Source organism: Thermanaerothrix daxensis (genome assembly GCF_001306145.1).
GTDB lineage: Bacteria > Chloroflexota > Anaerolineae > Anaerolineales > Anaerolineaceae > Thermanaerothrix > Thermanaerothrix daxensis.
The window spans coordinates 299359-322214 of sequence record NZ_LGKO01000004.1 but is presented as its reverse complement, the minus strand read 5'-3'; the positions used below and the strand labels follow the sequence as shown (position 1 = coordinate 322214).

The window sequence follows — 22856 nt, the reverse complement described above, 5'->3', positions numbered from 1 at the left end:
TCAAAAACGATTTTAGCCCCCACCAAAAGCGGTGTCAAGCAGGAAAAAGTGATGATTTTGGGAGGTAATTAGGTCCACTTTGTGATATATTATCCACCGCTTTGACTTCAATTTTTCGAAAGGTGACCATGAAAGGCTTTAGCCGTTTTGCCTGGGGTGTCCTGGTGTACAATGTTCTCGTAATTCTATGGGGAGCCTATGTGCGGGCGACAGGGTCAGGAGCAGGTTGTGGTTCGCACTGGCCATTGTGCAACGGAGAAGTGCTTCCGCGTTCGCCTCAGGTTGAGACTCTGATCGAGTTTACCCATCGGGTGACGAGCGGTTTAGCGCTGCTTTTGGTGATCCTTTTGGTAATTCGAGCAATTAAATTCTACCCTCGTCGCCATCCGGTTCGCTTTGCAGCCTATGCTTCGCTGGCCTTCACCCTTACCGAGGCTCTTATTGGAGCGGGGTTGGTGCTCTTTGAGTTGGTTGCTGGAAATACTTCATTAGAACGCGGCTGGGCCATGTCGCTCCATTTGGTTAACACCTTGCTTCTCCTGGGAGCCCTGACGGCAACCGCGTGGTTATCGAGATGGTCAGAGAGGCAATCCTGGCATTGGGATCGTTCTCATCTGGCGTGGTTTCTGGGGGCCTGGTTGGGAATGGGGCTCTTAGGAGTTAGTGGAGCAATCACGGCTCTTGGAGATACCCTTTTCCCGGTATCTAGCCTTCGAGAAGGTTTGGCCCAGGACGTTTCACCCACCGCCCATCTGTTTTTACGATTGCGCATCTTTCATCCCGGCATTGCAATTCTGGTAGGGGCCTACATTATTGGATTGGTTTTAACACTTCGGAAGAAGAGCGGGGGGATCTTACCGCTTGGACGTGCTCTAATAGCGCTTATTGTGATCCAATGGGGAATAGGGGTTATAAACGTTGGGTTATTAGCCCCTGTAGGCATCCAAATTGTGCACTTGTTGGTTACTGATTTAATATGGATTACTCTGGTTCTATGTTCAATGCAGGTTTTGTTCCGCCCTTTGCCGTTGGAGCGTACGGCGAACCAGGTAATCCAGAATGGGATTGACCCCGGCACCCAAGAGACGTGAAACCACATAAATAACCTTGGTCTCAAAACCGGGCAGAATCAAATAGGCATTTCTCCGAACCCCAGCCAGGATCTCTTGTGCCACAAAATCGGGGGAAAGCACGCCCGCATTACCGGCCAGGGCTCGGGTGACCTCCGGCTTGAATTGATTTTCGTAGGCTAACTGTGGGGTATCCGTGTCGGGAGGAAAAACCAGGGAGACCTGAATACCGCGGGGTTTCAGTTCCATACGCAGAGCGTCGCTAAATCCGCGAACGGCAAACTTGGCCGCCCCGTAGGCCGTGTACCCATAGATGTTCAGGAAGCCAGCCACCGAAGAGATATTGACAATGTGACCACTGCCACGTTCTAGCATGGCGGGTACCAGCGCTTTGGTCACGTACACGGTACCCAGATAATTAACAGCGATCATTTGGTCGAAAATTTCAAGCGGTAATTCCTCAAACCGGCCGGGATGAGCCATGCCCGCCGAATTGATCAGGAGGTCTGGCGTTCCTTGTTGGGCTACGAAGGTTTCTAGCAAAGCCGTAACCTGAGGGGCATTTGTGACATCCGCACTCCAAACACTGATCTCTGCCCGGGGATAGGCATCAAGGAGGTTTTCGCGGGCCTGAGCGAGTCTTTCTGGGTTGCGTGCCAGTAAGGCAACGCGTGCCCCCTCCGCAAGTAGGAGGCGAGCCAGTGCCAAGCCGATCCCGCTAGAGCCCCCGGTAATGAGCGCCAAGCAATTCTGAAACGTTTTCATTGCTGACTAATGGTGGCCGCAGGATGCGCACGATCCGCCTCCGCAGGAGGCGCAACCGGTTTGATTGGTAATGGCGCGGCCCTCACTGGCGGCAAAGAACACCGAGACGGTGCGATAAGTGTTGGGGCTCAGGCAGACTTTACATGAGATGGGTTGGTCAGCCTCGCGCATTGGACGCATGCTCTCAAAGCGCGCGCCACAATCTCTGCAGATGTACTCGTAAATGGGCATGATAAGGATCTCCTTGTGAATTAGTCAGAATTATCCAGGTGTAGCGATTTTATCCACGGGCCGATCCCTCGTCAATGTCTTCTGGGAGTGTGCCCCGGGTCAAGTAGCGCAGAAAGTATGCCACAATTCCAAAAGCCACGGCCACGTTGAGCGAGCGCTTGTAGCCACGCATAGGAATCCACACCAGGGTATCACACAGATGCTGAAGACCGGGGTCTATGCCAGCAATTTCATTGCCCACTACAATCGTCACAGGTTGAGAGAGGGAGATTTTTTCCAAGTCAAAAAGTGAACGGGCATTACCGGCCGTTTCTACCCCCAGCAGAAAATATCCTTCATGCTTCAAGGTCTGGGCTAACTTGACACTATTAGGCGTATAGGACCAGGGTAAGGTCTCCTCTGCACCGAGAGCGGTTTTTTTCACTCCGGGATGTGTGGGAAGCGGGGTGATTCCACCAAGATACAGGGGGGAGACACCACAGGCATCTGCGATGCGAAAAATAGAACCAACATTGTAGGCACTTCGCAGATTGTCCAATATTGCTGCGAGCGGGTGACTTTTGGGGGATAGAAGAGGTGACGGCGGAGTGGAGGGGGCAAATTCTGTTACGGGTTGGGTAGGGGAACCACAGCGAGGGCAGGGAGTGCTCCCATCGTCGGGGCCCAACTCGACCGGGAAGCGGAACATGCAGGAAGATGAGAGACACTCCACGTAAACCAACATGGCCTAGCCAGAAGGAGCATGGAAATGCAGGCGGGTACGAAGGATGCGTACCGCAAATGGATCGAACCCCAGTGCGGCTATGACCTCTTCGGGGCGACCGCTGGCACCCTCCCGTGCCGCCAGGCGCATTTGAAGCCCAACCAGGTTACTGGGAGAGTCGGTCAGCAGAGACAGGGATTCGATCAGGGGACGCAAATCATAGACTTTGCCCCGACGTTCACGGGGCAGGGAAGAGGCATTAAGTAATTGGCTTACGCGTTGGGATAATTCTTTGGGATCAACCGGATCAAGCAACCAAACGGTATAGTCCGCGGCAGTGACCTGTTTGGCAAGTGTAGGGGCTTCCAAAGAGATGGCCTCTACGCGATTTATTTCGATTCCCGGTTGCGGGGTGGCGATAAGGCGTTGCTGTACCTCAGTGGAGGTGAGTTCGACTGCGGGCTCCAACCAAATGTCTATCAATTCGTGGGCGCCCAGGTAACCAAGAGGGAGCGGATGGGCCTGCTGGAGGCGTGGCTGGGGGCTAAAACCGTGACTATATGCCAGAGTTAGACCCGCGCGCCGCAAATAGCGCTCCCATATCTTCTGCAGATCCAGGCTGCTTACATAGCGCAGTGGTTGGGTTTTGGCATAATCAATGCGAAAGCGCTGTAACACAGGAATTGGGCCACCTTACATGTTTGGATTAAGCGCGTGCATGGACAGGAACCTCCGGGCATTTCCAATGGGGTCCCGGGTATTGCCGGCGCAGTTCTTTATAGGTTGGCAGGATTCCACAGGCGAAGCATCGCAATCGGCAATCGGGGCGCAGAACACCCTGAAGGCTGTTCAGGTATTCTTGTTTGAGGTAGGCTTTACGCACTCCCGGGCTAATGTGGTCCCAGGGAAATGTCTCGTCTAGGCTGCGCTGGCGATGGGTGTAGAAAGCAGGGTCCAGATTGGCCCTTTGGAAGGCCATCATCCATTTCTGGTAGTCAAAATGATCCTGCCAGGCGTCGAACTTTGCTCCCAGACTCCAGGCGTGGTAGATAACCTCGGCCATGCGGCGATCTCCCCGCGAGAGCCAGGCTTCCAGAAGGGTTTCTTTAGGGTCGGTCCAGTTTATCTTGATCCCCGAACCTTTGAGCGATTCCAGCAGTACTCGTTGTTTGGCCTGGATCTGCTCGGGAGTGTCGCAGGGTAACCATTGGAAAGGCGTGTGGGGCTTAGGTACAAAGGTGCTGACGCCCAGGTGAAGAGAAGCACGGCGGCCGACAATGCGACGTCCCTCAGCAAGTACTTGTCGGCTGACCTCGGCAATGGCTCTCACATCTTCCAAGGTTTCGGTGGGGTGCCCGATCATGAAGTAGAGCTTGACTTTTGTCCAGCCGTGCTTATAAATGGCCTGTGTGGTTTCAAGAAGCTGTTGAGTTTCAATGGGTTTATTGATGACGGCCCGCATTCGGTCTGTGGCGGCTTCTGGAGCCAGGGTGAAACTGTTACTCTGCCGCTTTCCCTTTAGGCGGTCCATCAATTCCACCGACACGGTTTCGATGCGTAGTGAGGGCAAAGAAATGACCAGGTGTTGTTGGGTGGCTTCCTGACTAACACGCTCAACCAGATGGGTGATCTGGCTGTAATCGGAGGATGAAAGTGAAAGCAGAGCCACTTCTTCATAACCAGTATTCTGAAGGGCTTGCCGAATCGCGTGTAGGATTTCTTCGACGCTACGCTCGCGAACCGGGCGCGTGACCATGCCGGCATGGCAGAAGCGGCAGCCACGGGTGCAGCCACGCATAATTTCAATGGCAATGCGGTTGTGGACCACGTCAATAGAAGGGACGATGGGACGTGTGGGTGGAGCCGGTAGACGCCCTACGACTCGCTTATAGACGGTGGCGGGTGCAAAGTTTGTGGTACGCTCAATAGATTGAATGGTACCGTCTGAATGGTAATGGGGGATGTAGAAACGGGGAACGTAAACCCCAGGAATCTCAAGCAATGAATAAAGGAGGTCTTCACGGCTACCCGAGCGGGATCTCCATGCCTTATAGGTGTTCAGAATTTCATGGATAACCTCTTCGCCTTCTCCGATGACAAAAGCGTCTATAAAGGGGGCCATGGGTTCTGGATTGAAAGTGGCGTGCCCGCCAGCAATAATCACCGGATGATTTTCATGCCGCTCGGCAGCCAGCAGGGGAATTCCGGCAAGGTCAAACAGGTTAAGCACGTTGGTGTATAACGTCTCATATGGTAGCGTAATTCCGATAATGTCAAATTGTCCCAGCGGGTGCTTAGTTTCTAAACCATAGATGGGAATGCCTGCAGCGCGCATGAGGTCTTCCATGTCTGTCGCTGGGAGATAAACGCGCTCGGCCAGGGCATCCGGGCGTTGATTAATGGCTTCATAGAGGATGGTGAGGGCCAGATTGGGTACCCCAATCTCATAGAGGTCAGGAAACACCAGCGCTACTTTGACCGGGGTGGATGACCATTCCTTGACAACTTGGTTGAGTTCACCGCCTACATAACGCCCAGGCTTTTGCACCCGCATCAGGTTGTTTTCTAACCATACCTCGATTTCCTGAGGTTCTGTAACTCTAATGTTCATTTCTCCCTACCTCTAATCTGTAATTTGCAAATGATTTAGGAAAGTGGAGGATTCAGAAAAGTCCTTTATACATTCCGCCATCTACCTGCAACATGACGCCGGTTACATAGGAAGCTGCGGGCGAGACCAAGAATACCGCCACGCGGGCGAATTCTTCGGGTTTTCCCATTCGCCCGAGCGGACTTTCGCGCGCCTGTTTCTGGATCTCTTCCTCGATGGTGGTACCGTTCATCTCAGCACGATTGCGCATTAATTCAATGACGCGTTCAGTTTCTGTCCAGCCCGGTAAAATTGAATTGAAGCGGATGCCTTTATGTCCCAGTTCAAGTGCCAGGGATTTGGTTAATCCCACTGTAGCCGCGCGAATGCTATTGGACAAAATAAGGTTGGGGATGGGCTGCTTGACGGCATACGAGGTCACTGTCAGCACTGCTGGCGTAGGGGATTGCTCAAGATAAGGTAAAGCGGCACGGATGAGCCGGACCTGACTCATCAGGGATAGTTCAATAGCCGCATACCACTTCTCATCATCCAGGGTCGCGAATGGCCCTGGTGGGGGTCCCCCCGCATTGGCAATAACAATATCCAATTGGCCATAGGTAGCCATTACATCCTCGATCAGTCGTTGGGCCATCTCTGGTCGAGTGATATCTCCAGGGAGCGCCAGGACGGGATACCCGGTCTCTTTCTGAATATTAACGGCGGCTTGTTGCAACCGCTCGGGATCACGGCTATTAATTGCCACGCGAGCGCCTTCCTGTGAGAGCACCCTGGCAGTGGCAAAGCCCAGACCCCGACTGGCGCCAGTCACTAATGCCACTTTGTCACGTAGTCCAAGGTCCATGATACAACCTCTGTGGTAGGATGAACTTCAAAGGCACTCAATTCGATGGTCGAGAATATCCATATCTGGCCAATTGGTGGCAGTGAAATTGACAATCCTTTGTAACACTGCCTGAGCATGAGCCGAGTCGTTGCTGACCAGAGCGCAGGCGATGACAGCTTCCTGCCAAGCATCCTGAAAGTCCACTTCTGCGGCTGAGATGTTGAATTCGCGGTGTAAACGGTGCAATAGCGGTTTGAGGCGGCTGCGTTTTTCTTTGAGCGAAAGGCAGGTGGGCAGGTGCAAATGCATGGTGAGAACCCCAATCATGACACGATCCCTCGCCTTGGTTTGCCATAACTCTAATGCATCTCCGGGTTGACGTCAATGTCTTAAGTAGTAGGTGATGCGAGAATGAGTCAATATGGCCGCGAATTGAGGTCTTGCCTTGTCACTTTCTCTCCATTACAATCTCCCTGCGTTGGTTAGATTGTCATCAGAGATGAGAGCATGAGCCCATTAACTTATCAGCAAGCGTTAGATTACCTCTATAGCTTTGTGGATTATAGCCTGACGCGCCAATTACGCTATTCGCCGGAGAAATTTGATCTGGGACGGATGCAGGCATTTCTTAAACTACTGGGTAATCCACACCTAAAATACCCCACGGTGCATGTAGCGGGAACAAAGGGAAAAGGCTCGACCGCGGCAATGATTGCCAGCATCTTGCAGGCAGCCGGGTATCGGGTAGGGTTCTACAGCTCTCCCCATTTAGAGGATTTTGTTGAGCGAATCCAAATCAACCAGGAGCCCATTTCCCACGAGGTTCTGGCTGCGCTGGTGGACGAGGTGCGCCCTGCCGTGGCCCGTATTGAACGCCTGACGACCTTTGAGATTACTACCGCCGTAGCCTTTTTAGCCTTTCTTCGGGCAGGGGTGGATGTGGCTGTGGTGGAGGTGGGTTTAGGAGGACGGTTGGATGCTACCAACCTGGTTCAGCCTGAGGTTTCGGTCATTACCTCGATTTCATACGATCACATGAAGGTGCTGGGGGAAACTCTGGGTCAGATTGCACGAGAAAAGGCGGGTATTATCAAACCGAATACTCCGGTGGTGGTAGCTCCCCAGCGCCAGGAGGCCTTGACAGTCATACGTGAGGTGGCTGAACAGCAGGCCGCACCCTGGTTTCGAGTGGGGGATGATATTCGCTATCGGGTAGCCTCTCACTCTCTGGATGGACAAGCCTTCTGGGTGTGGAAGGCGGCTGATCAACCTGAAGTGAATCGCTGGCTTGAAGGGGAGGTGGAGGACTGGCGACCTCTCCAGTTTGAAATCCCCCTGTTGGGTGCTCATCAGGTGGATAATGCAGCAACTGCTTTCGCGGCTGTAGAAGTGTTGCGTACACGTGGTTGGGAAATCCCGGTAGAGGCCATAGCGCGGGGTTTTCAACAGGTGAGGTGGCCGGGACGATTTGAAATTTTGCAGCGCGAACCTTATCTAGTGGTGGATTCAGCTCATAACCAGGATTCTGCACTTAAATTGAGACTGGCGCTGGAAGACTACTTTCCCGGCAGGAAAGTAGTGCTCATTTTTGGGGCTTCTGAAGATAAAGACATTGAAGGAATGTTGCGCGAATTGTTGCCCAAAGCACAGATGGTGATTGCAACGCGCTCCTTTCACCCCAGAGCGATTGAGCCAGAAGCCCTGGTTGAATTGGTGCATCGCCTGGGATACCCGGCTCGTGTGGTTGTCCCCATTGAGGAGGCCTTAGCTTATGCCATGAGCCGGGTGGATGAGAATTCCCTGGTCCTGGCCACGGGGAGCCTCTTTATTGCGGCAGCCATCCGTCAAACCTGGCGCGAGCGCTTTCGGGTATAATAAAGGGCTCAAAAATTTTTAACAATTTGGACCGATAAAAAGCGTATGAAGAAAAACAACTGGTTTCAGGACGACGAAGACGAGGAATTCAGCACAATTCTGCATCAACGGACCGAAGAACTCTACCAGATCCCGGATGCGAAACCGGACCGCAAGGGTCTGATTGAGTGCAACGTTCTGATTCTGCGCGATATTGTGATCTTTCCGCGCATGGTCTCGCCCATTTTTATTGCCCCGGGCCCAAACTTGCTGGCTGTACAAGAGGCGCAATACAACTATGAGACCATGATCGCTTTGGTGTTGAAGGACATCGAGAAAGAAACTTTTGAACTTGAGGATCTGCTCCCTATTGGAGTTGAGGTTGCGGTAGGGCGTTTGTTAACGATGCCGGATGGCAACTCCTCGGCGCTGGTGCAGGGGCGGCGGCGGGTTGAAGTGGTTGAGTTTGTGCAGGAAACACCCTATCTGCGGGTCAAGGCTCGCCCGATTGAGGAGACAGTAGAGATTGATCGGCAGGTTGAAGCGCTCATGCGCACCACCCGCGACCTGTTTGAAAAATGTGTGCAATTGGACCGCAGCCTGCCTGAGGAAGCCCATCTTTTCTCGCTGAATATTCATGAGCCGGGTTGGTTGGCCGACATGGTGGCAACGGCAATCTCGTTGCCGTTTCCTGAACGGCGCACTTTACTGGTGCAAACCGATCCCATTGAGCGGTTGAAGCGGGTCAACTGGCTGTTGGCCCAAGAATTGGATGTGCTGCAACTCGAGGATGAGATCCAGACACGTGTGCAGAGCGAAGTGGATCGCACCCAGCGCGAGTTCTACCTGCGCGAGCAGATGAAAGCAATCCAGACTGAACTGGGGGAGGGGGATATTTTCACCCGCGAGATAAACGAGTTGCGTGAGCGGGTTGAAGAGAAAGCCATGCCCGAGGAGGTTAAGTCGCAGGCGCTTAAAGAGGTGGAGCGCCTGGCCCAGATGCCTCCCATGTCTCCTGAGGTGAGTATTATCCGTACTTACTTGGATTGGCTGTTAGAGTTGCCCTGGGTCGAGGAAACCGAGGACAATCTTGATGTCAATCACGTGGCGGAGGTTCTGGAGAAGAATCATTATGGGCTGGGCAAAGCCAAGGATCGCATCCTGGAGTATATTGCCGTGCGCAGTCTAAAACCCAAGCGGCTGCGCCAGCCCATTTTGTGCTTTGTGGGTGCCCCGGGGACTGGTAAGACCTCATTGGGGCGTTCCATTGCTGAGGCTTTAGGACGCAAGTTTGTTCGTGTCTCCCTGGGAGGAGTGCGCGATGAGGCAGAGATTCGAGGGCATCGTCGCACTTACATCGGTGCTCTGCCCGGGAGAATCATCCAAACTATGCGGCGCGCCGGCACCATTAACCCATTGTTCATGCTGGATGAGATTGACAAATTGGGCGCCGATTTTCGGGGTGACCCATCGGCTGCTCTGCTGGAGGTATTGGACCCAGAGCAGAACTTTGCCTTTTCAGATCACTATCTGGAAGTCCCGTATGATCTCTCCAAAGTTATGTTTATCACCACTGCCAATACTCTGGCTACCATTCCACCGGCGCTGCTGGATCGTATGGAGGTCATCGAATTCCCCGGCTACATTGAAGAGGAGAAGGTAGAGATTGCCAAGCGCTTTCTTATTCCGCGTCAATTGGATGAGAGTGGTTTGGAGGCAAATGAAATTGCCTTTCAAGAGAAAGCGCTGCGCAAGATTATTCGTGAATATACCTACGAGGCGGGGGTACGCAATTTGGAGCGGGAGATTGGGCAAATTTGCCGTAAAGTTGCTCGCCTAAAATCCCAGAAACGGTCTTATCCTCGCCGCATCACTCCTAGTCTGGTAGAAACCTATCTGGGACCGCCGCAGTTCTTTATGACCGAGGCCGAGAAAGAGGACGAAATTGGTGTGGCGACCGCCATTGCCTGGACGGAAAATGGTGGTGAAATCATGCCGGTGGAAGTGTTGATTTTGGAAGGGAAAGGGAATCTGCAGATTACGGGTCAGGTGGGCGAGATCATGCAGGAATCGGCGCAGGCGGCGCTTTCATATGCCAAATCGCGTGCACGCGACTTCAACCTAGACCCTGAAATCTTTGAGCGGTTGGACGTTCACATCCACATACCGGAAGGTGCAGTGCCCAAAGATGGCCCAAGCGCTGGTGTCACCATTGCTACGGCGCTGATTTCTGCGTTTACTGACCGTGGCGTGGCTAAAGAGATTGGGATGACAGGGGAGATCACTTTACGCGGGCGTATTCTACCAGTTGGCGGAATCCGTGAAAAGGTGCTTGCAGCGCATCGAGCCGGCTTGAAAAAAGTTCTGCTGCCGGAACGCAATTTGAAAGACCTGGTGGACATTCCCAAGAAGGTACGCTCAGACTTAGAGATTATCCCGGTTTCGCATATGGATCAGGTCATAGAGATTGCCTTACGGCCTCCCGATAAGAGCCATGCGCGGCGTAAGTCAGTGGTCAAACTGGTCTCACAGGCGCTGGCGCGGGAGAAACGGCGCGACCGGGAAGAGGAACGCTCAGGATCAGAGGGTGAGGAGGCTTGAGCCGGTTATTGGGGCGGGGGCGGTGAAGGTGGTGTGGGGTAACGGTCACTCTGCAAGGTGCGTATCCCATTGCGCACTTGGTTGAGCAACCGTTCGAGTTCGGTCTCAAGGCGAGTGAGGGTTTCGAGCACATATTCATCGGCTTCGCGCCGTGTCATATCGGCTTCCAGGCGAGCCTGGCTGATGATCTGCTCGGCGCGTGCCTGTGCGGCTTGGGTAATGGCATCGCGCTCAACCATCTGCTCCGCTTTTTCCCGGGCCAGCTGGACGATCCGATTGGCTTCTTCTTGGGCTTGGGCAAGGATGCGATCGCGCTGAGCCAGTAATTGCTGTGCTTTGCGAATTTCTTCCGGGATGGTGGCGCGCATTTGGTCAATAATATCAATCAGGCGATCCTCATCCACCAGAACACTGTGAGTGAACCAGACTTGCCGGCTTTGGTTGAAGAGCTCTTCAAGACGATCCACAAGATGCAAGATGTCCATATCCTCCTCCTTACCCTTTGCCCCATCCTGATGCAATTTTCAGGCCAGTTTGCTTGAGACCCCCAAAAATCAATCGCGAAGCGAGTCAATACTCACAGGTGAATTGTTAGTTTGATGCGCATTGGCGCCGAACTTGCTGCGTAAGGCTTCTGCTACGTGAAATGGCACCATGGTGGAGACATCCCCACCCAGTGACGCAATCTCACGAACGGTTGAGGATGAGAGAAAGGAGTGTTCTTCACTGGTAATGAGCGCAATGACTTCAATCTCTCGGTCAAGGCGGTGGTTGGCCAACGCCATGCGGAACTCGTGCTCGAAATCTGAGAATACGCGCAGGCCACGCACAATGACCTGGGCATTCACCTGGCGGCAAAATTTTACGGTTAACCCGCTGTAGCCAACAACACGGATTTTCGGTTCACTCTCGAACGCCTGACGCACCAGGTTTATGCGCTCCTCTGGGCTGAACAGTGCATTTTTTAGAGGACGGTCGTATACGGCTACAATCAATTCGTCAAAAAGGCGCGCTGCACGCCGGGCAATGTCAATATGTCCAAAATGGATGGGATCAAAAGTGCCGGGGAACAAAGCACGCACCATGGTTTTCTCCTTTTTCAACTGATATCTCCCCGGCCTCCCTGCCAGAAGCGCTCAAAGTTTAACCGCAAAGGCTGATGCTCTGGATGGGATAGATCCGGATCATTTTCAAACAAGGTTTGGGCAAGACGCCGAGCCTTTTCGATGAGGTGGACATTTGCGAGGCTGGCCATGCGCAATTCGGAGTAACCCGCCTGACGCGTGCCCAAAAATTCACCTGGCCCGCGCTGTTGCAGATCACGTTCGGCTAGCACGAACCCATCGTTAGTTTCAACCATGGCTAACAGGCGTTCATTTTCAACATCATCGTTAGTTTCGGGGATGAGCAGGCAGTACGATTTCGCGTTTCCTCGTCCAACACGTCCGCGGAACTGGTGGAGCTGGGCCAACCCGAAGCGGTTGGCACCCTCGATCAGCATGACCGTAGCATTGGGGACATCTACGCCCACCTCTACTACCGAGGTGGAAACCAGAATATGGAATTCCCCATTGCGGAAAGCGCGCATGATGCGCTCTTTTTCGGCAGGTGGCAAACGCCCGTGCAGAAGACCCAGCCGGAGGTCAGGAAAAATCTCCCGTTGCAGCCGCTCGTGTTCCTCAACCGCTGCCCGGGTTTCGTCATTTTGGCCCTTTTCGATCAAGGGGTAGATGATAAAAGCCTGATACCCTTTCTCCACTTGAGATCGGATTAAGGAATAAGCCCGTTCGCGCTCAAGAGGGGACAGCAGGTGTGTTTCTACGGGCTGACGGCCACGTGGCATCTCATCCATGACGGAAAGATCTAAGTCCCCGTAGATAGTAAGAGCCAGTGAGCGGGGAATGGGGGTGGCTGTCATCACCAGCAGGTGCGGATTGTGCCCTTTGAGACGTAGCGCGGCGCGCTGTTCTACCCCAAAGCGGTGTTGTTCGTCAATAATGACCAGTTGAAGATTGGCAAATGTAACCGGGTCTTCGATGAGCGCGTGAGTGCCGATGACAAGTTTAATGGAACCATCTGCTAAACCGGCCCGGATTTCTTCTTTCTCGGTTTCGGGCGTGTCTCCTACTAACAAGCGAATGTTCCCAGCAGGAAGTACAGGCGTCCCACGTTCTGAATCCGCCAGTAATTTCAGAAGATTGCGGTAGTGTTGTTCGGCCAGAATACTGGTAGGCGCCATGAATGCGGCCTGTGCTCCTGCACGGGTCACTATGGCCACTGCAAGCGCGGCTACAATCGTTTTTCCGGAACCCACATCCCCCTGAAGCAGACGATTCATTGGGCGGCCAGCCCGGAGATCCTGACGGATTTCTTCCAAAACGCGGCGTTGGGCGTTAGTGAGTTCAAACGGCAGGTTTGCGATGATCTCTTCAAGCCAGGCCTCTGGGGCTTCAAATATCGTGGCGGTGTTGGCTTGCCAAGCACGCTTTTGTTGGAGGACACCTAATTGCAGAAGGAATAATTCATCAAAGGCGAGGCGGTCTTGTGCCGCTTTCAGATCATCCTGGCTTTCGGGAAAGTGTACATTTAGCAGCGCATGAGAAAGCGGAACCAATTCGCCTGCCTGGCGCACCCATTCGGGGAGGTAGTCCTGGATGCGGGGTGCCCAGAAAGTAACCGTCTGATACATAATCCGGCGAAGCATTTTCTGGGTTACTTTGGCCGTCAAAGGGTACACCGGCACGATACGGTTGGTATGCAGGTGTTCCTGCTCCAGGGGTTCCCATTCTGGGCTGTTCATGACCAACCGCCCGAGGTACATATCTACCCGGCCTGAAAGAACAATCTGCATTCCCGGTGTAATGGACTTGGCCAGCCAGGGCTGGTTAAACCAATTAACCCGTAGGGCCGCTGTACCATCACTGACGATGACTTCAGTTAGATTCAGACGCCCCCCACGAGTATCGCGGTTGTTGACGCTTTGTACCGTTCCTATAACGGTTACTTCCTCCCCGTAGCGCAAGCGGTTGATGGGTTTTAGGCGGCTGTAGTCGTCGTAACGGCGAGGGAAGTAATAGAGAAGGTCTTCAAGGGTTTCTAACCCGAGCTGGCGCAGGGTTTGGGCATAACGTGGACCAATTCCAGGTAGCACCGTTAGGGGGGCTTTAAGCCCATGGGCGGGGAGAGAATCGGTGGAAAGCGAATAAGTCCTGGGGGCCGAACGCCGGGGACCTCGATTGCGTCCTCCGTTAACGGTTGGCGTCGGGGCGATATTTACTGCCTGAGTTTCGTGAGGCGTGGAGTCTGTGGGACCGAAGGATTCGGGGACATCAATTTTCTCTAGCAGTGCTTGCAGACAATCAGCACGCTCCTCGGGAGACAACGAAGCATAGCGCTCCAAACAGCGGGTGACTTCCTGGATAAGGGGTTCAGGAACGCCGTTCTCGCGGGCTTCTTGTTGCCAGAGAGGGATAATCTTATCTAACCCCCCAAGAACTGCTCGGTTGTCATAACCGCGTTCGGCTTCCAACTTTATGAACTTTTGGAGTTTCTGCAATGCGGGTAGCATGTTTTTATTTTACCCTAAACTTAGGGCTCCAGGGTCTCAAGGGCAACCAGGCAGACAAAGCGGGGGCCAAACAGGGCGCTCATTGGCGGGTTGGCTTTGTGCTCGGTGAATGCTGTCCTTGGGAAAGACTCATTGATAAATTGGCGTAGCAAGTGAGTTTCGCCCAGAGGGGTGTTGGCTGTCTGAATGAGGGCGACGTGAGATAATTCCTCGAACTCGCTTAAGAACTCAATGAAGAACTCCGCCGCATGGCGGTAATTACGCACCTTTTCTACAGGAACCAGGTGGTCCTCTTCCAATGAAAATACTTGCAAAAGATTGAGCATTTCTCCCACAATGGCCTGGGGATGGGTAAGCAGCCCGTTATGGGATAGGTAGGAGAGGCCGGGTGTGCAGATCAGGGTATAGATTTTGGGAATGTTGCGCCGGACAATGGTTTCAATCTGGTCAAACGACAACCCACGTACAATGTGTTGTGCAGTTGCCTGGACCAGCAAGCCCAGTCCCGCGGAGATGGTCTGAGCGTTGATCACGGCGATCTCCGAGGTTCCGTGCAGAATCTCAGCCGCCTGAAGTGCGTTTTCATAAGTGAGGCTCAATTGGGCCGAATGGGTGATAACCAGCAACCCGGAGAAACGCTGGTGAAGAAGGAGATAATGCTGGTAAAAATCTTCTACCGATGGGGGAATCAGCCTGGGGGCCTTTTCCGCCTCCCAGCCGATTAAGGATAAGGGAAGATCCAGGGCTTTGTGATTGCGGGACTCCCCAAGATGATTGCCTTGAAAGACGAGGGTAAAATCAATCAAGGCAACGTGATCTTGCCCGGAAAATTTGGGTTGAGGAAAATGAGCCGTTGTGTCGGTGAGTATCCCAATGGATGCCATAGAGCCGGGTTTATTCAATGGACAGGATCAGTTGATAGTGGGGTTGCCCCCCTCGTGGATTTCAATTTCGTGGTGCGGATAGAGTTCGCGAATTTTATCCGCGATTTTATTGACCTCGGCTTTGGCAATATTTTGGCCGTAAAAAATGGTGATGCGTTCTCGCTCACGGGCATTGGCTTTTTCCAGAAGTGTCTGGCATGCCTCCAGGATACTTGGGGAAGAGCCTACGAGATTCCCGTTTAATAGGGCGATCACTTCCCCTTGAGATACCTTGACACCGTTAATTTCGACGGAGCGGGTGGCTGTTGTGATCTCACCAGTGATTACCTCTTGAATGGCTTCTTCCATTTCCTTTACCACAGTTTCAAAATCGCCATCAGGGTCATAGCGGAGCAGGGCACTCAGTCCTTGAGGGACCGATTTGGAGGGGATCACAGCCACCTTTTTGACGGTCATGCTAGCGGCGTTCTGGGCAGCCAGGATAATGTTTTTGTTATTGGGGAGGATAATAATTTTATCGGTGGGCAAATTCTCGAAGGCATTGAGAATTTCCTCGGTACTGGGATTCATGGTCTGTCCGCCTTCTACGATGGCTGCAACTCCCAGGCTGGCGAAAATGCGGCTTAAACCTAACCCTGGCGACACGGCTACCACAGCAATTTGCCCGGGTTCGATTTTTGCCAAATTGAGGCGGGTAGCGCTAGATTGTTCTTGTCTGCGTTCTTCGATCTGGGCAATCAAATTTTCGATGGAAACTTTGGTGATTGTGCCAAGTCCCATGACGTAATCAATGGGACGATAGCGATTCTCGGTGGGCACATGGATGTGCATCCGATACATTCCATCGCCTTCGCCCACCTGAATGGAAGTCCCCATTTCTGCAAGGTCAGAGTAAAACTTTTCCAAATCAATGGGGGCGTTAGGACGAAAATCAACTACCACTTCATAATCTTGCCCAGGCTCGATTTCTTCCATGGTCTCTTCCATTCTCATTGAGGCGAGGGGTTGTACCACGGTGGTGAGGGGGGTCTCCAGCGATAGGCCTTTGACAAAACGGAGCATACCCTCCAAGATGAAGTACAGTCCTTTTCCACCAGCATCTACAACACCTGCTTGTTTAAGGATCGGTAGCAATTCGGGAGTCTTCTGTACTGAACGGTCGGCAGCCTCGACCAGGGCTTCAAGCATCTCGACTTTGAGCTCTTTGCCGGTAAAAGCCTCGGCTGCCTGTGCAATGTCTTTCGCGACGGTGAGAATCGTTCCTTCAACCGGCCGAACTACCCCTTTATAAGCCGTGTTGCGCGCCTCTGCCAGGGCCTTTACCAGAAGGGGAGCATCCATAACCTCCAGGTTGTCCAACGCACGTGCGAATCCACGCCAGAGTTGTGAGAGGATAACCCCCGAGTTGCCGCGGGCGCCAAGAAGAGCTCCCTGAGCAATCGCGTGCGCAATTTTTCCAATATTCCGGTCCCCCATCCCCAAAATTTCGTTGTACGCTGCCTGAAGGGTTAATACCATATTGGTCCCAGTATCCCCATCGGGGACGGGAAAAACATTTAGGGCATTTACGGCTTGCTGGTTATTTCGCAACCAGGTTAATCCTGCTTCGAGCAGGGCTTTGAGCCCTTGTCCGTCCAAAACGGGTGAATCCAGCAACTGGCGTCCGTCGGGAATGGGTGAAAACTGAATATCATTGCTCATGGGTTTACAACCTTACCTCTAGCCTGGAATCAAGAAATCAATCGGTGTTGCTAACGCGCAAACCGCGGATGTGCACATTGACTTCCTTCACGGGCAAGCCCGTGCTTTTCTCAATCTGATAGCGTACATTATCAGCCACACTGGAGGCAACCGTTTGAATGCGGGTGCCATATTCCACAATAATATACAGATCAATTATCACTGAATCATCCGTAAAGCGAACATCCACCCCATGCGCAGGCTCTTTGACCAGTACCTGGGCAATCCCTTCGGCAATGTTTTTGGGGGCCAACCCCACAACCCCATAGGATTCCAGCGCCGCATGGTAGGCTATGGTTGCAATTGCTTTTGGTGAAAGATAGATGTTCCCGTATGGATTGACCGACTGTTTCATCTCTGCCCACCCTTCCTTCTTGTTTCTATCAATTTAACAGGGGAGGTTGAAAATAGATGCGGAGTGTGATAAAATGCACCTTTGCTGATATCATCTGGATGCGGAAAGGATTGTAAACCATGGCAAAGTGTGAGCATTGCGGTAAGACGACCACATTTGGTCACCGGCGCTCTTTTTCCATGCGCGCGACGAATCGGGCTTTCAAACCCAATCTCCAGCGGGTGACCCTTTTTGTGAACGGGCGCAAGGTACGCAAAACCCTCTGCGCTAAGTGCATTAAAACTCTTGCGAAAACTCAGTAGTTGCTCCAATCTTTATGCTCTCTCGAATAAAAATTGCGGCGCAAGCCGCATTTTCATTTAATTGCCTCACGCAATGATTTTACCCCTTCTTGAACACCTTGGGGGTGTTTAAAAATGGCAGTCGCAGCCACAAACACACGTGCTCCTGCCTGATAAGCCAGAGGAAGCGTTGTGGGATTGATGCCTCCATCCACCTGGATCAGGGCTGAACTTTGGTACCTCTCAAGTAGCGCTTTTATTTCAGAAATTTTGCTCAACGTCTCGGGTAAAAACGTCTGGCCCGAATAGCCGGGATTAACCGTCATGACCAGGATAAAATCCACCGCGGGGATAAGTGCACTAATCGCGCAGGTAGGGGTGCCGGGATTAAGGACTATGCCAGCCTTGGCGCCAAGGGAGCGGATGGTCTGCAAAGTGCGGTGAATGTTAGGGTTACCCTCCACATGAACGCTCACATAATTGGCTCCCGCATGGATAAAGGCCTCAATGTAGCGCTCAGGTTTTTCGATCATTAAGTGCACATCTAGGGGTAAAGTGGAGACTCGCCGGCAGGTCTCAACGATGAAGGGACCCATCGTGATATTGGGAACAAAATGTCCATCCATGACATCAATGTGTAGCCAGTCCACGCCAGCGGCTTCTGCCTGACGAATTTCATCAGCCAGATGAGCAAAATCAGCGGAGAGAATGGAGGCGGAGAGGATGATCTCGTCCATATTTTTAGCGCGGTGGGTTGAAGGTCAGCCAAATCCACAGCCAGAAGGGGATTAGTCCTCCCACAGCAATAACGGCCAGGAGCCCAAGCAGAATAGTGATCCAATCCACTTCGAGGTTATCTTCAGCGTTTGGGGCGACAGATGGGGCCTCGACTGGAGGCGGGGGAGAGGAAGAGACGACCCACGGTTGTGGATAAGGAGGGGGTTGTGTAGCTTCATTGTCTAATGATTGGGTCTTTTGCAGCCAGTCCTCGAGCACCAGCGCCAGTTGCTGCGCAGTGCGGTAGCGCCGTGCAGGCTCTTTTTCCAGAAGTTTCAATAGGATGGACTCAAGGGAAGGTGGAATGCTTGGATTGAGTGTGCGGGGTGAGCGCGGAGGCACTTCGCGGTGCAGGCGAGCCAGTTCAACTGCGTCACCAGCATAAAAGGGCGGCTGTCCTGTGAGCATCTCATACAGGACGACCCCAAGGGAATAGACATCGGAAGCAGGGGTGGGGGGCCGGCCCGCAGCCTGTTCTGGGGAGAAGTAAAGGGGCGATCCCCACACGACATCCTGGCTTTCATCCGGTTGGATGGAAGCCATGGCTCGGGCAATCCCCAAATCGGTGACCTTCAAAGTCTGATCAGGGGTCACCAGCATGTTGTGAGGTTTGACATCACAGTGGATGAGCCCCATACGATGAGCATACCCAATCCCTCGAGCGGCTTGGATTAACAACCTTACGGCTTCCTCGACCGGGAGGGCTCCTCGCTCTTTGAGAATGCTTTTCAGGTCGGTACCCGGGATATACTCCATCACCAGGTAGAGGAAGGCCGTGTTGTCATCGTATCCGAAATCGTAAACCGTGACGATATTGGGGTGAGTAAGGTTGGCCGCTGCCCTGGCTTCGTTTTGGAAGCGCTCACGGAAGCCGGGTTCGCGGGAAAAGGGCTCGCGCAAAACTTTGACTGCTACTCGGCGGTCAAGCGTCAAATCATGCGCAAGATACACCAGCGCCATGCCACCGCTACCGATAACCCGGAGCAAGCGGTAGCGCCCCCCCAATGTGGGCAACATTTCAGTGCCGGTATTCATTCCATCCATTCAGGGCCGATTATATCATACCCGCGCCAAACAAAATCTCGACCTGCGCATCGGCTCATAACGTGGTAAATTATAGGGGATTTTTGGATTCCCTGGTTTAGGAAGACGAATTGCTGATCAAAATGGCTAATGCATTCAAGAACCCACTAAGATGGTTGTTGGTAGCGATCCCGCTGGTCATTTGGGCTGAGATACAAGGTTGGGGGAATTATTGGATCTTTGGGTTGTCGGCCTTAGGGTTGATTCCCCTCGCGGGCTTGCTTGGCGAGGCAACTGAAGCGCTGGCAAGTCACACCGGGCCAAGAGTTGGTGGTTTGTTAAACGCCACCCTGGGTAATGCGGCTGAGTTGATCATTACGCTGGTAGCCATTCGCTCGGGCTTGCTAGAATTGGTAAAGGCTTCAATCACAGGCTCGATTCTGGGTAACTTGCTGTTTGTAATGGGATTGGCTCTGCTGGTGGGTGGCCTGCGGCACGGTGTGCAAACCTTTGACCGCCGGCAGGCCTCAAATTACGCCATATTGCTGCTGATGGCGGTCGTGGCCTTATTGATCCCCTCCCTCTTTAGCCATTTGATTGGCCCGGAAACCAGCCTCGAGGTTGAATGGCTCAGCCTGGGGGTGGCCGGGGTGATGATGGTGCTCTACATGGCTGGCCTTATTTACAGTTTACGTAGTCCCACGACCCCGATGGTGGTTGGTGATGTACATCTTAAGGAAACCGCTCCACAGTGGGGCGTACGCACTGCAGTAGGGATCCTAGTGGTTGCCACCCTGGGAGTTGTGGGTTTGAGCGAATTACTGGTCAGCGTGGTTGAAGCGGTAGTGGAATCGCTGGGAGTCTCCGAATTTTTCATTGGTATCATCCTTATTCCGGTGATCGGCAACGTGGCGGAACACTTGGTGGCTGTGAATGTGGCTGCGCGGAATCGGATGGATCTAAGCCTTGAAATTGCTGTTTCATCCAGCCTTCAAATTGCCCTGTTTGTGGCACCCCTGCTGGTATTCATCAGTTTGATGATGGGGAACCCGCTTACCCTGATCTTTAACCCCTTTGAACTCATTGCACTTGCTGCTGCCATCTTAATTGCAGCGCTGGTGGCGATGGATGGGGAGTCAAACTGGCTAGAAGGGGCTACCTTGCTGGCAGTGTATCTGATCCTTGGGTTGGCATTTTTCCTATTGCCAATGGGTGTGTAGGAGATTCGCCATGCAAACGCGAAAAATGCCGTTGGGTATCTTAATCGCCATAGGAGGTGGTCTGGGGGCTTTGGGATTTGCCACTCTGGTGGCCGCTTTTATCTTTCTACGTTCAGGCGCGCCCGTGGGTGGGGAGACCACCGCCGTTTATACCCTGATCCCCGCTCCAACATCAACTTCATTGCCGGCTGTGCTTCAAGTGCCTACTTCCACGCCCACCATTGATCCTCTACTCAACCCCACAGGCATTCGGGTTGGGGGGTATGTGCAGGTGTCTGGCACGGGAGGTGAGGGGTTGCGATTGCGGGCAAAGCCTGGCACAGGCTCGCCAGTCATGTTTCTGGCAATGGAAGAAGAAGTCTTCCAGGTGTTGGATGGTCCGGTTCCGGCCGATGGTTATGTTTGGTGGTTCCTTCAGGCTCCCTACGATAAAAATCGAAGTGGGTGGGCTGCCGCGGATTTCCTGAGAATTGTGGAACTAACCCCACAACCTTGATCCCGACATGGAGGTAGACCGTGGTGTCATATTATCCGCTTTCCATCTCTGCTAACAGGAGTGAACGAACGCTTACCATTACATGGAATGATGGGCATGTGAGCGTTTATTCTTTTGGATTATTGCGAGCCGCCTGTTCTTGCGCGGTTTGTCGAGGTGGACATGAACGTATGAGCCGCTTTCCCGACCCTGAGGTGTTTGAACTGGAACTGCCTGAATCCCCAGCCACGCGTCTGAAGACCGTTGAAGCGGTTGGTAATTATGCCATTACGATCGAATGGGAAGACGGACACCACTTTGGCAATTATCACTGGGATTACCTGCGGGCTCTTTGCCCGTGCCCAAAATGTCGCGCAGGCGCAGTTGGGTGAGGCTTGGGTGGTCGAGCCTACCTACACGCTATAATAGAGCTCAATCTCATAAGGGTGGGGGCGAAGACGCACCTGGGCTTCCTCAGCAGATTTTCTACGAATCCAATCCTGAATCAAGTCGGGAGTAAATACACCACCGGCTAGCAGGAAGTCATGGTCGGCTTCAAGAGCTTGAAGCGCTTCTCCTAGTGAAGTGGGCAGGCTCTTAATGGACTTACGCCTTTCGGGAGGCCAGCTAAAAATATCATCATCTATCGGGCCAAATCCATGAGCGGAGGGATCTATTTGCTGGCGAATGCCATCAATTCCTGCCATAAGCATGGCGGCCATTGCCAGGTAGGGGTTGCAAGTTGCATCTGGGGGGCGGAATTCGAATCGAAAACTTTCGGGTTCAGTGGCGTATTTGGGAATGCGGATGGCGGCACTGCGATTGCCACTGGAAAAGAAGCAGTTGACTGGTGCCTCAAATCCGGGTACCAAGCGACGGTAAGAATTGGTGGTGGGATTTGTGAAAGCCAGGAGGGCTGGTGCGTGGAAGAGAAGCCCTCCAATGTAATAACGTGCGATGGGACTAAGGTGATAAGGGGCGTCAGGGTCGTAGAATACGTTTTGGCCTTTCAGCCTCAGTAATTGGTGGAAGTGCATGCCATTGCCGGCTTCACCGTAGAGGGGTTTGGGAAGAAAGGTTACTGATAATCCCATACGCAAAGCAGTCATTTTAGTCACGTATTTGAGGATCAGCGCAGCATCGGCGGCCGGGAGGAATTCCATTAGAGGTGTTTCAATTTCGCACTGACCGGGTCCGCCCACTTCATGATGATGATACTTAACTGGAAGTCCCAGCGCTTCGAGGTGATCTACCATCTCGGCTCTGAGGTTATAGAGCTGATCCTTAGGAGGAATGGCGTGATAGCCCTCATGGAGGGCAATGTAATGGCCATGGCCACCGGTGCCGCTCTTCCAGGCCGATTCTATCGAATCCAGGCGATAGCAGGCAGTGTTGACACCGTTCTCGAACTGGACATTGCTAAATACGTAGAATTCGAACTCTGGCCCCCATATGGATTGATCGGCAATGCCGGTTTGACACAAGTAGATTTCTGCACGGCGAGCAATTCCACGCGGGTCGCGGGAAAACGGCTCGCGAGTATCTGCTTCGTAAATGTCACAGATAAAACTGAGCGTGGGGATCTCCCAGAAGGGATCCAGGAAGGCAGTACCCAGGTCGGGAATAAGCACCATATCTCCTGCCCGCACGCTCTTGAAGCCTACGCTGGAACCATCAAAACCAACGCCCCGAGCGAACAATCCTGGGGTAAATTCACGCGCGGTGATTGTGACGTGATGCCAGGCACCCCATAAATCACAAAACTTCAGGTCCACCTGACGGATATGATGTTCGGTGATGTAAGTTTGGGCCTCGGTAAAATTTTTGAACATATTGGCTCCGGGAGGTATGAATTTCACAGCCTGTGCTGAC

Annotated in this window: 23 protein-coding genes; 7 read left to right on the top strand and 16 right to left on the bottom strand. The window is 52.9% G+C overall.

The window, feature by feature from the left end:
- The first annotated feature begins 128 nt into the window (after positions 1–128).
- Positions 129–1091, top strand: a complete 963-nt coding sequence (locus tag SE15_RS14165; RefSeq protein ID WP_083461832.1) for a COX15/CtaA family protein — start codon at positions 129–131, stop codon at positions 1089–1091.
- Here SE15_RS14165 and SE15_RS08560 read toward each other — a convergent pair.
- The 7 genes from SE15_RS08560 to SE15_RS08530 form a co-directional block, all read right to left on the bottom strand.
- Positions 999–1835 (bottom strand): SDR family oxidoreductase, encoded by an 837-nt coding sequence (locus SE15_RS08560; protein WP_054521699.1) that lies wholly within the window; start codon positions 1833–1835, stop codon positions 999–1001. The two genes, SE15_RS14165 and SE15_RS08560, sit on opposite strands and share 93 nt — an antisense overlap.
- A gap of 6 nt (positions 1836–1841) precedes the next feature.
- Positions 1842–2066, bottom strand: a complete 225-nt coding sequence (locus SE15_RS14935) for an FmdB family zinc ribbon protein (protein WP_054521698.1) — start codon at positions 2064–2066, stop codon at positions 1842–1844.
- Positions 2067–2115: 49 nt separating this feature from the next.
- The gene (locus SE15_RS08550) at positions 2116–2604 is read right to left on the bottom strand and encodes a TrmH family RNA methyltransferase (protein WP_160316690.1); all 489 of its coding nucleotides are present in this window, start codon (positions 2602–2604) and stop codon (positions 2116–2118) included.
- Between the two features lie 189 nt (positions 2605–2793).
- Positions 2794–3447, bottom strand: coding sequence for a TIGR03936 family radical SAM-associated protein (locus SE15_RS08545; RefSeq protein WP_054521696.1), 654 nt, complete (start codon positions 3445–3447; stop codon positions 2794–2796).
- Positions 3448–3475: 28 nt separating this feature from the next.
- A complete protein-coding gene (locus tag SE15_RS08540) occupies positions 3476–5380 on the bottom strand; it encodes a TIGR03960 family B12-binding radical SAM protein (protein WP_236690010.1) in 1905 nt (634 codons plus the stop codon).
- 52 nt (positions 5381–5432) lie between these two features.
- Entirely contained in the window at positions 5433–6224 is a 792-nt protein-coding gene (locus tag SE15_RS08535) for an SDR family oxidoreductase (protein WP_054521695.1), read from the bottom strand.
- Between the two features lie 27 nt (positions 6225–6251).
- A complete protein-coding gene (locus SE15_RS08530; RefSeq protein WP_054521694.1) occupies positions 6252–6533 on the bottom strand; it encodes a DUF503 domain-containing protein in 282 nt (93 codons plus the stop codon).
- Positions 6534–6713: 180 nt separating this feature from the next.
- Here SE15_RS08530 and SE15_RS08525 point away from each other — a divergent pair, with 180 nt between their 5' ends.
- Together SE15_RS08525 and lon are read left to right on the top strand one after the other, a co-directional pair.
- A complete protein-coding gene (locus SE15_RS08525; RefSeq protein WP_054521693.1) occupies positions 6714–8081 on the top strand; it encodes a bifunctional folylpolyglutamate synthase/dihydrofolate synthase in 1368 nt (455 codons plus the stop codon).
- Positions 8082–8126: 45 nt separating this feature from the next.
- A complete protein-coding gene (lon, locus tag SE15_RS08520; protein ID WP_083461829.1) occupies positions 8127–10661 on the top strand; it encodes an endopeptidase La in 2535 nt (844 codons plus the stop codon).
- A gap of 5 nt (positions 10662–10666) precedes the next feature.
- On the opposite strand, the gene SE15_RS08515 is transcribed toward lon, so the two are convergent.
- From SE15_RS08515 to SE15_RS08490, 6 genes are all read right to left on the bottom strand, one after another.
- Positions 10667–11146, bottom strand: a complete 480-nt coding sequence (locus SE15_RS08515; RefSeq protein WP_054521692.1) for an ATP synthase F0 subunit B — start codon at positions 11144–11146, stop codon at positions 10667–10669.
- A 69-nt stretch (positions 11147–11215) separates the two neighbouring features.
- Positions 11216–11746 (bottom strand): pantetheine-phosphate adenylyltransferase, encoded by a 531-nt coding sequence (gene coaD / locus SE15_RS08510; protein ID WP_054521691.1) that lies wholly within the window; start codon positions 11744–11746, stop codon positions 11216–11218.
- A 14-nt stretch (positions 11747–11760) separates the two neighbouring features.
- Positions 11761–14229: an ATP-dependent DNA helicase RecG gene (gene recG / locus SE15_RS08505; protein ID WP_054521690.1), complete on the bottom strand. Its 2469-nt coding sequence runs from the start codon at positions 14227–14229 to the stop codon at positions 11761–11763.
- 20 nt (positions 14230–14249) lie between these two features.
- The gene (locus tag SE15_RS08500) at positions 14250–15113 is read right to left on the bottom strand and encodes a DegV family protein (RefSeq protein WP_054521689.1); all 864 of its coding nucleotides are present in this window, start codon (positions 15111–15113) and stop codon (positions 14250–14252) included.
- A 27-nt stretch (positions 15114–15140) separates the two neighbouring features.
- Positions 15141–16814, bottom strand: coding sequence for a DAK2 domain-containing protein (locus SE15_RS08495; protein ID WP_054521688.1), 1674 nt, complete (start codon positions 16812–16814; stop codon positions 15141–15143).
- 37 nt (positions 16815–16851) lie between these two features.
- Positions 16852–17208, bottom strand: a complete 357-nt coding sequence (locus SE15_RS08490; RefSeq protein ID WP_054521687.1) for an Asp23/Gls24 family envelope stress response protein — start codon at positions 17206–17208, stop codon at positions 16852–16854.
- 119 nt (positions 17209–17327) lie between these two features.
- Between SE15_RS08490 and rpmB the strand changes: the two genes are divergently transcribed.
- The gene (gene rpmB, locus SE15_RS14160; protein ID WP_083461828.1) at positions 17328–17510 is read left to right on the top strand and encodes a 50S ribosomal protein L28; all 183 of its coding nucleotides are present in this window, start codon (positions 17328–17330) and stop codon (positions 17508–17510) included.
- A gap of 53 nt (positions 17511–17563) precedes the next feature.
- Here the strand turns inward: rpmB and rpe are convergent, their stop codons facing one another.
- Entirely contained in the window at positions 17564–18226 is a 663-nt protein-coding gene (gene rpe, locus SE15_RS08485) for a ribulose-phosphate 3-epimerase (protein WP_054521686.1), read from the bottom strand.
- Between the two features lie 4 nt (positions 18227–18230).
- Positions 18231–19301 carry a protein kinase domain-containing protein gene (locus SE15_RS08480; protein WP_054521685.1) on the bottom strand — a complete coding sequence of 357 codons (1071 nt, stop codon included), beginning with the start codon at positions 19299–19301 and terminating at the stop codon, positions 18231–18233.
- A 119-nt stretch (positions 19302–19420) separates the two neighbouring features.
- Here SE15_RS08480 and cax point away from each other — a divergent pair, with 119 nt between their 5' ends.
- The 3 genes from cax to SE15_RS14155 are packed head-to-tail and all read left to right on the top strand — an operon-like array spanning position 19421 to position 21376.
- The gene (gene cax, locus SE15_RS08475) at positions 19421–20509 is read left to right on the top strand and encodes a calcium/proton exchanger (RefSeq protein ID WP_236690009.1); all 1089 of its coding nucleotides are present in this window, start codon (positions 19421–19423) and stop codon (positions 20507–20509) included.
- A gap of 10 nt (positions 20510–20519) precedes the next feature.
- Positions 20520–21005, top strand: coding sequence for an SH3 domain-containing protein (locus SE15_RS08470; protein WP_054521684.1), 486 nt, complete (start codon positions 20520–20522; stop codon positions 21003–21005).
- A gap of 20 nt (positions 21006–21025) precedes the next feature.
- On the top strand, positions 21026–21376 hold the full coding sequence (locus tag SE15_RS14155; protein WP_083461826.1) for a gamma-butyrobetaine hydroxylase-like domain-containing protein: 351 nt from the start codon (positions 21026–21028) through the stop codon (positions 21374–21376).
- A gap of 21 nt (positions 21377–21397) precedes the next feature.
- Here SE15_RS14155 and glnA read toward each other — a convergent pair whose 3' ends face one another.
- Entirely contained in the window at positions 21398–22816 is a 1419-nt protein-coding gene (gene glnA, locus SE15_RS08460; RefSeq protein WP_054521682.1) for a type I glutamate--ammonia ligase, read from the bottom strand.
- Positions 22817–22856: the final 40 nt, after the last annotated feature.

Bases quoted from the DNA above. Each gene is read 5' to 3' on its own strand.
- SE15_RS14165 (WP_083461832.1), top strand. From the start codon at position 129: ATGAAAGGCTTTAGCCGTTTTGCCTGGGGTGTCCTGGTGTACAATGTT.
- SE15_RS08560 (WP_054521699.1), bottom strand. From the start codon at position 1,835: ATGAAAACGTTTCAGAATTGCTTGGCGCTCATTACCGGGGGCTCTAGC.
- SE15_RS14935 (WP_054521698.1), bottom strand. From the start codon at position 2,066: ATGCCCATTTACGAGTACATCTGCAGAGATTGTGGCGCGCGCTTTGAG.
- SE15_RS08540 (WP_236690010.1), bottom strand. From the start codon at position 5,380: ATGAACATTAGAGTTACAGAACCTCAGGAAATCGAGGTATGGTTAGAA.
- SE15_RS08535 (WP_054521695.1), bottom strand. From the start codon at position 6,224: ATGGACCTTGGACTACGTGACAAAGTGGCATTAGTGACTGGCGCCAGT.
- SE15_RS08530 (WP_054521694.1), bottom strand. From the start codon at position 6,533: ATGATTGGGGTTCTCACCATGCATTTGCACCTGCCCACCTGCCTTTCG.
- SE15_RS08525 (WP_054521693.1), top strand. From the start codon at position 6,714: ATGAGCCCATTAACTTATCAGCAAGCGTTAGATTACCTCTATAGCTTT.
- lon (WP_083461829.1), top strand. From the start codon at position 8,127: ATGAAGAAAAACAACTGGTTTCAGGACGACGAAGACGAGGAATTCAGC.
- SE15_RS08515 (WP_054521692.1), bottom strand. From the start codon at position 11,146: ATGGACATCTTGCATCTTGTGGATCGTCTTGAAGAGCTCTTCAACCAA.
- coaD (WP_054521691.1), bottom strand. From the start codon at position 11,746: ATGGTGCGTGCTTTGTTCCCCGGCACTTTTGATCCCATCCATTTTGGA.
- recG (WP_054521690.1), bottom strand. From the start codon at position 14,229: ATGCTACCCGCATTGCAGAAACTCCAAAAGTTCATAAAGTTGGAAGCC.
- SE15_RS08500 (WP_054521689.1), bottom strand. From the start codon at position 15,113: ATGGCATCCATTGGGATACTCACCGACACAACGGCTCATTTTCCTCAA.
- SE15_RS08495 (WP_054521688.1), bottom strand. From the start codon at position 16,814: ATGAGCAATGATATTCAGTTTTCACCCATTCCCGACGGACGCCAGTTG.
- SE15_RS08490 (WP_054521687.1), bottom strand. From the start codon at position 17,208: ATGAAACAGTCGGTCAATCCATACGGGAACATCTATCTTTCACCAAAA.
- rpmB (WP_083461828.1), top strand. From the start codon at position 17,328: ATGGCAAAGTGTGAGCATTGCGGTAAGACGACCACATTTGGTCACCGG.
- rpe (WP_054521686.1), bottom strand. From the start codon at position 18,226: ATGGACGAGATCATCCTCTCCGCCTCCATTCTCTCCGCTGATTTTGCT.
- SE15_RS08480 (WP_054521685.1), bottom strand. From the start codon at position 19,301: ATGAATACCGGCACTGAAATGTTGCCCACATTGGGGGGGCGCTACCGC.
- SE15_RS08470 (WP_054521684.1), top strand. From the start codon at position 20,520: ATGCAAACGCGAAAAATGCCGTTGGGTATCTTAATCGCCATAGGAGGT.
- glnA (WP_054521682.1), bottom strand. From the start codon at position 22,816: ATGTTCAAAAATTTTACCGAGGCCCAAACTTACATCACCGAACATCAT.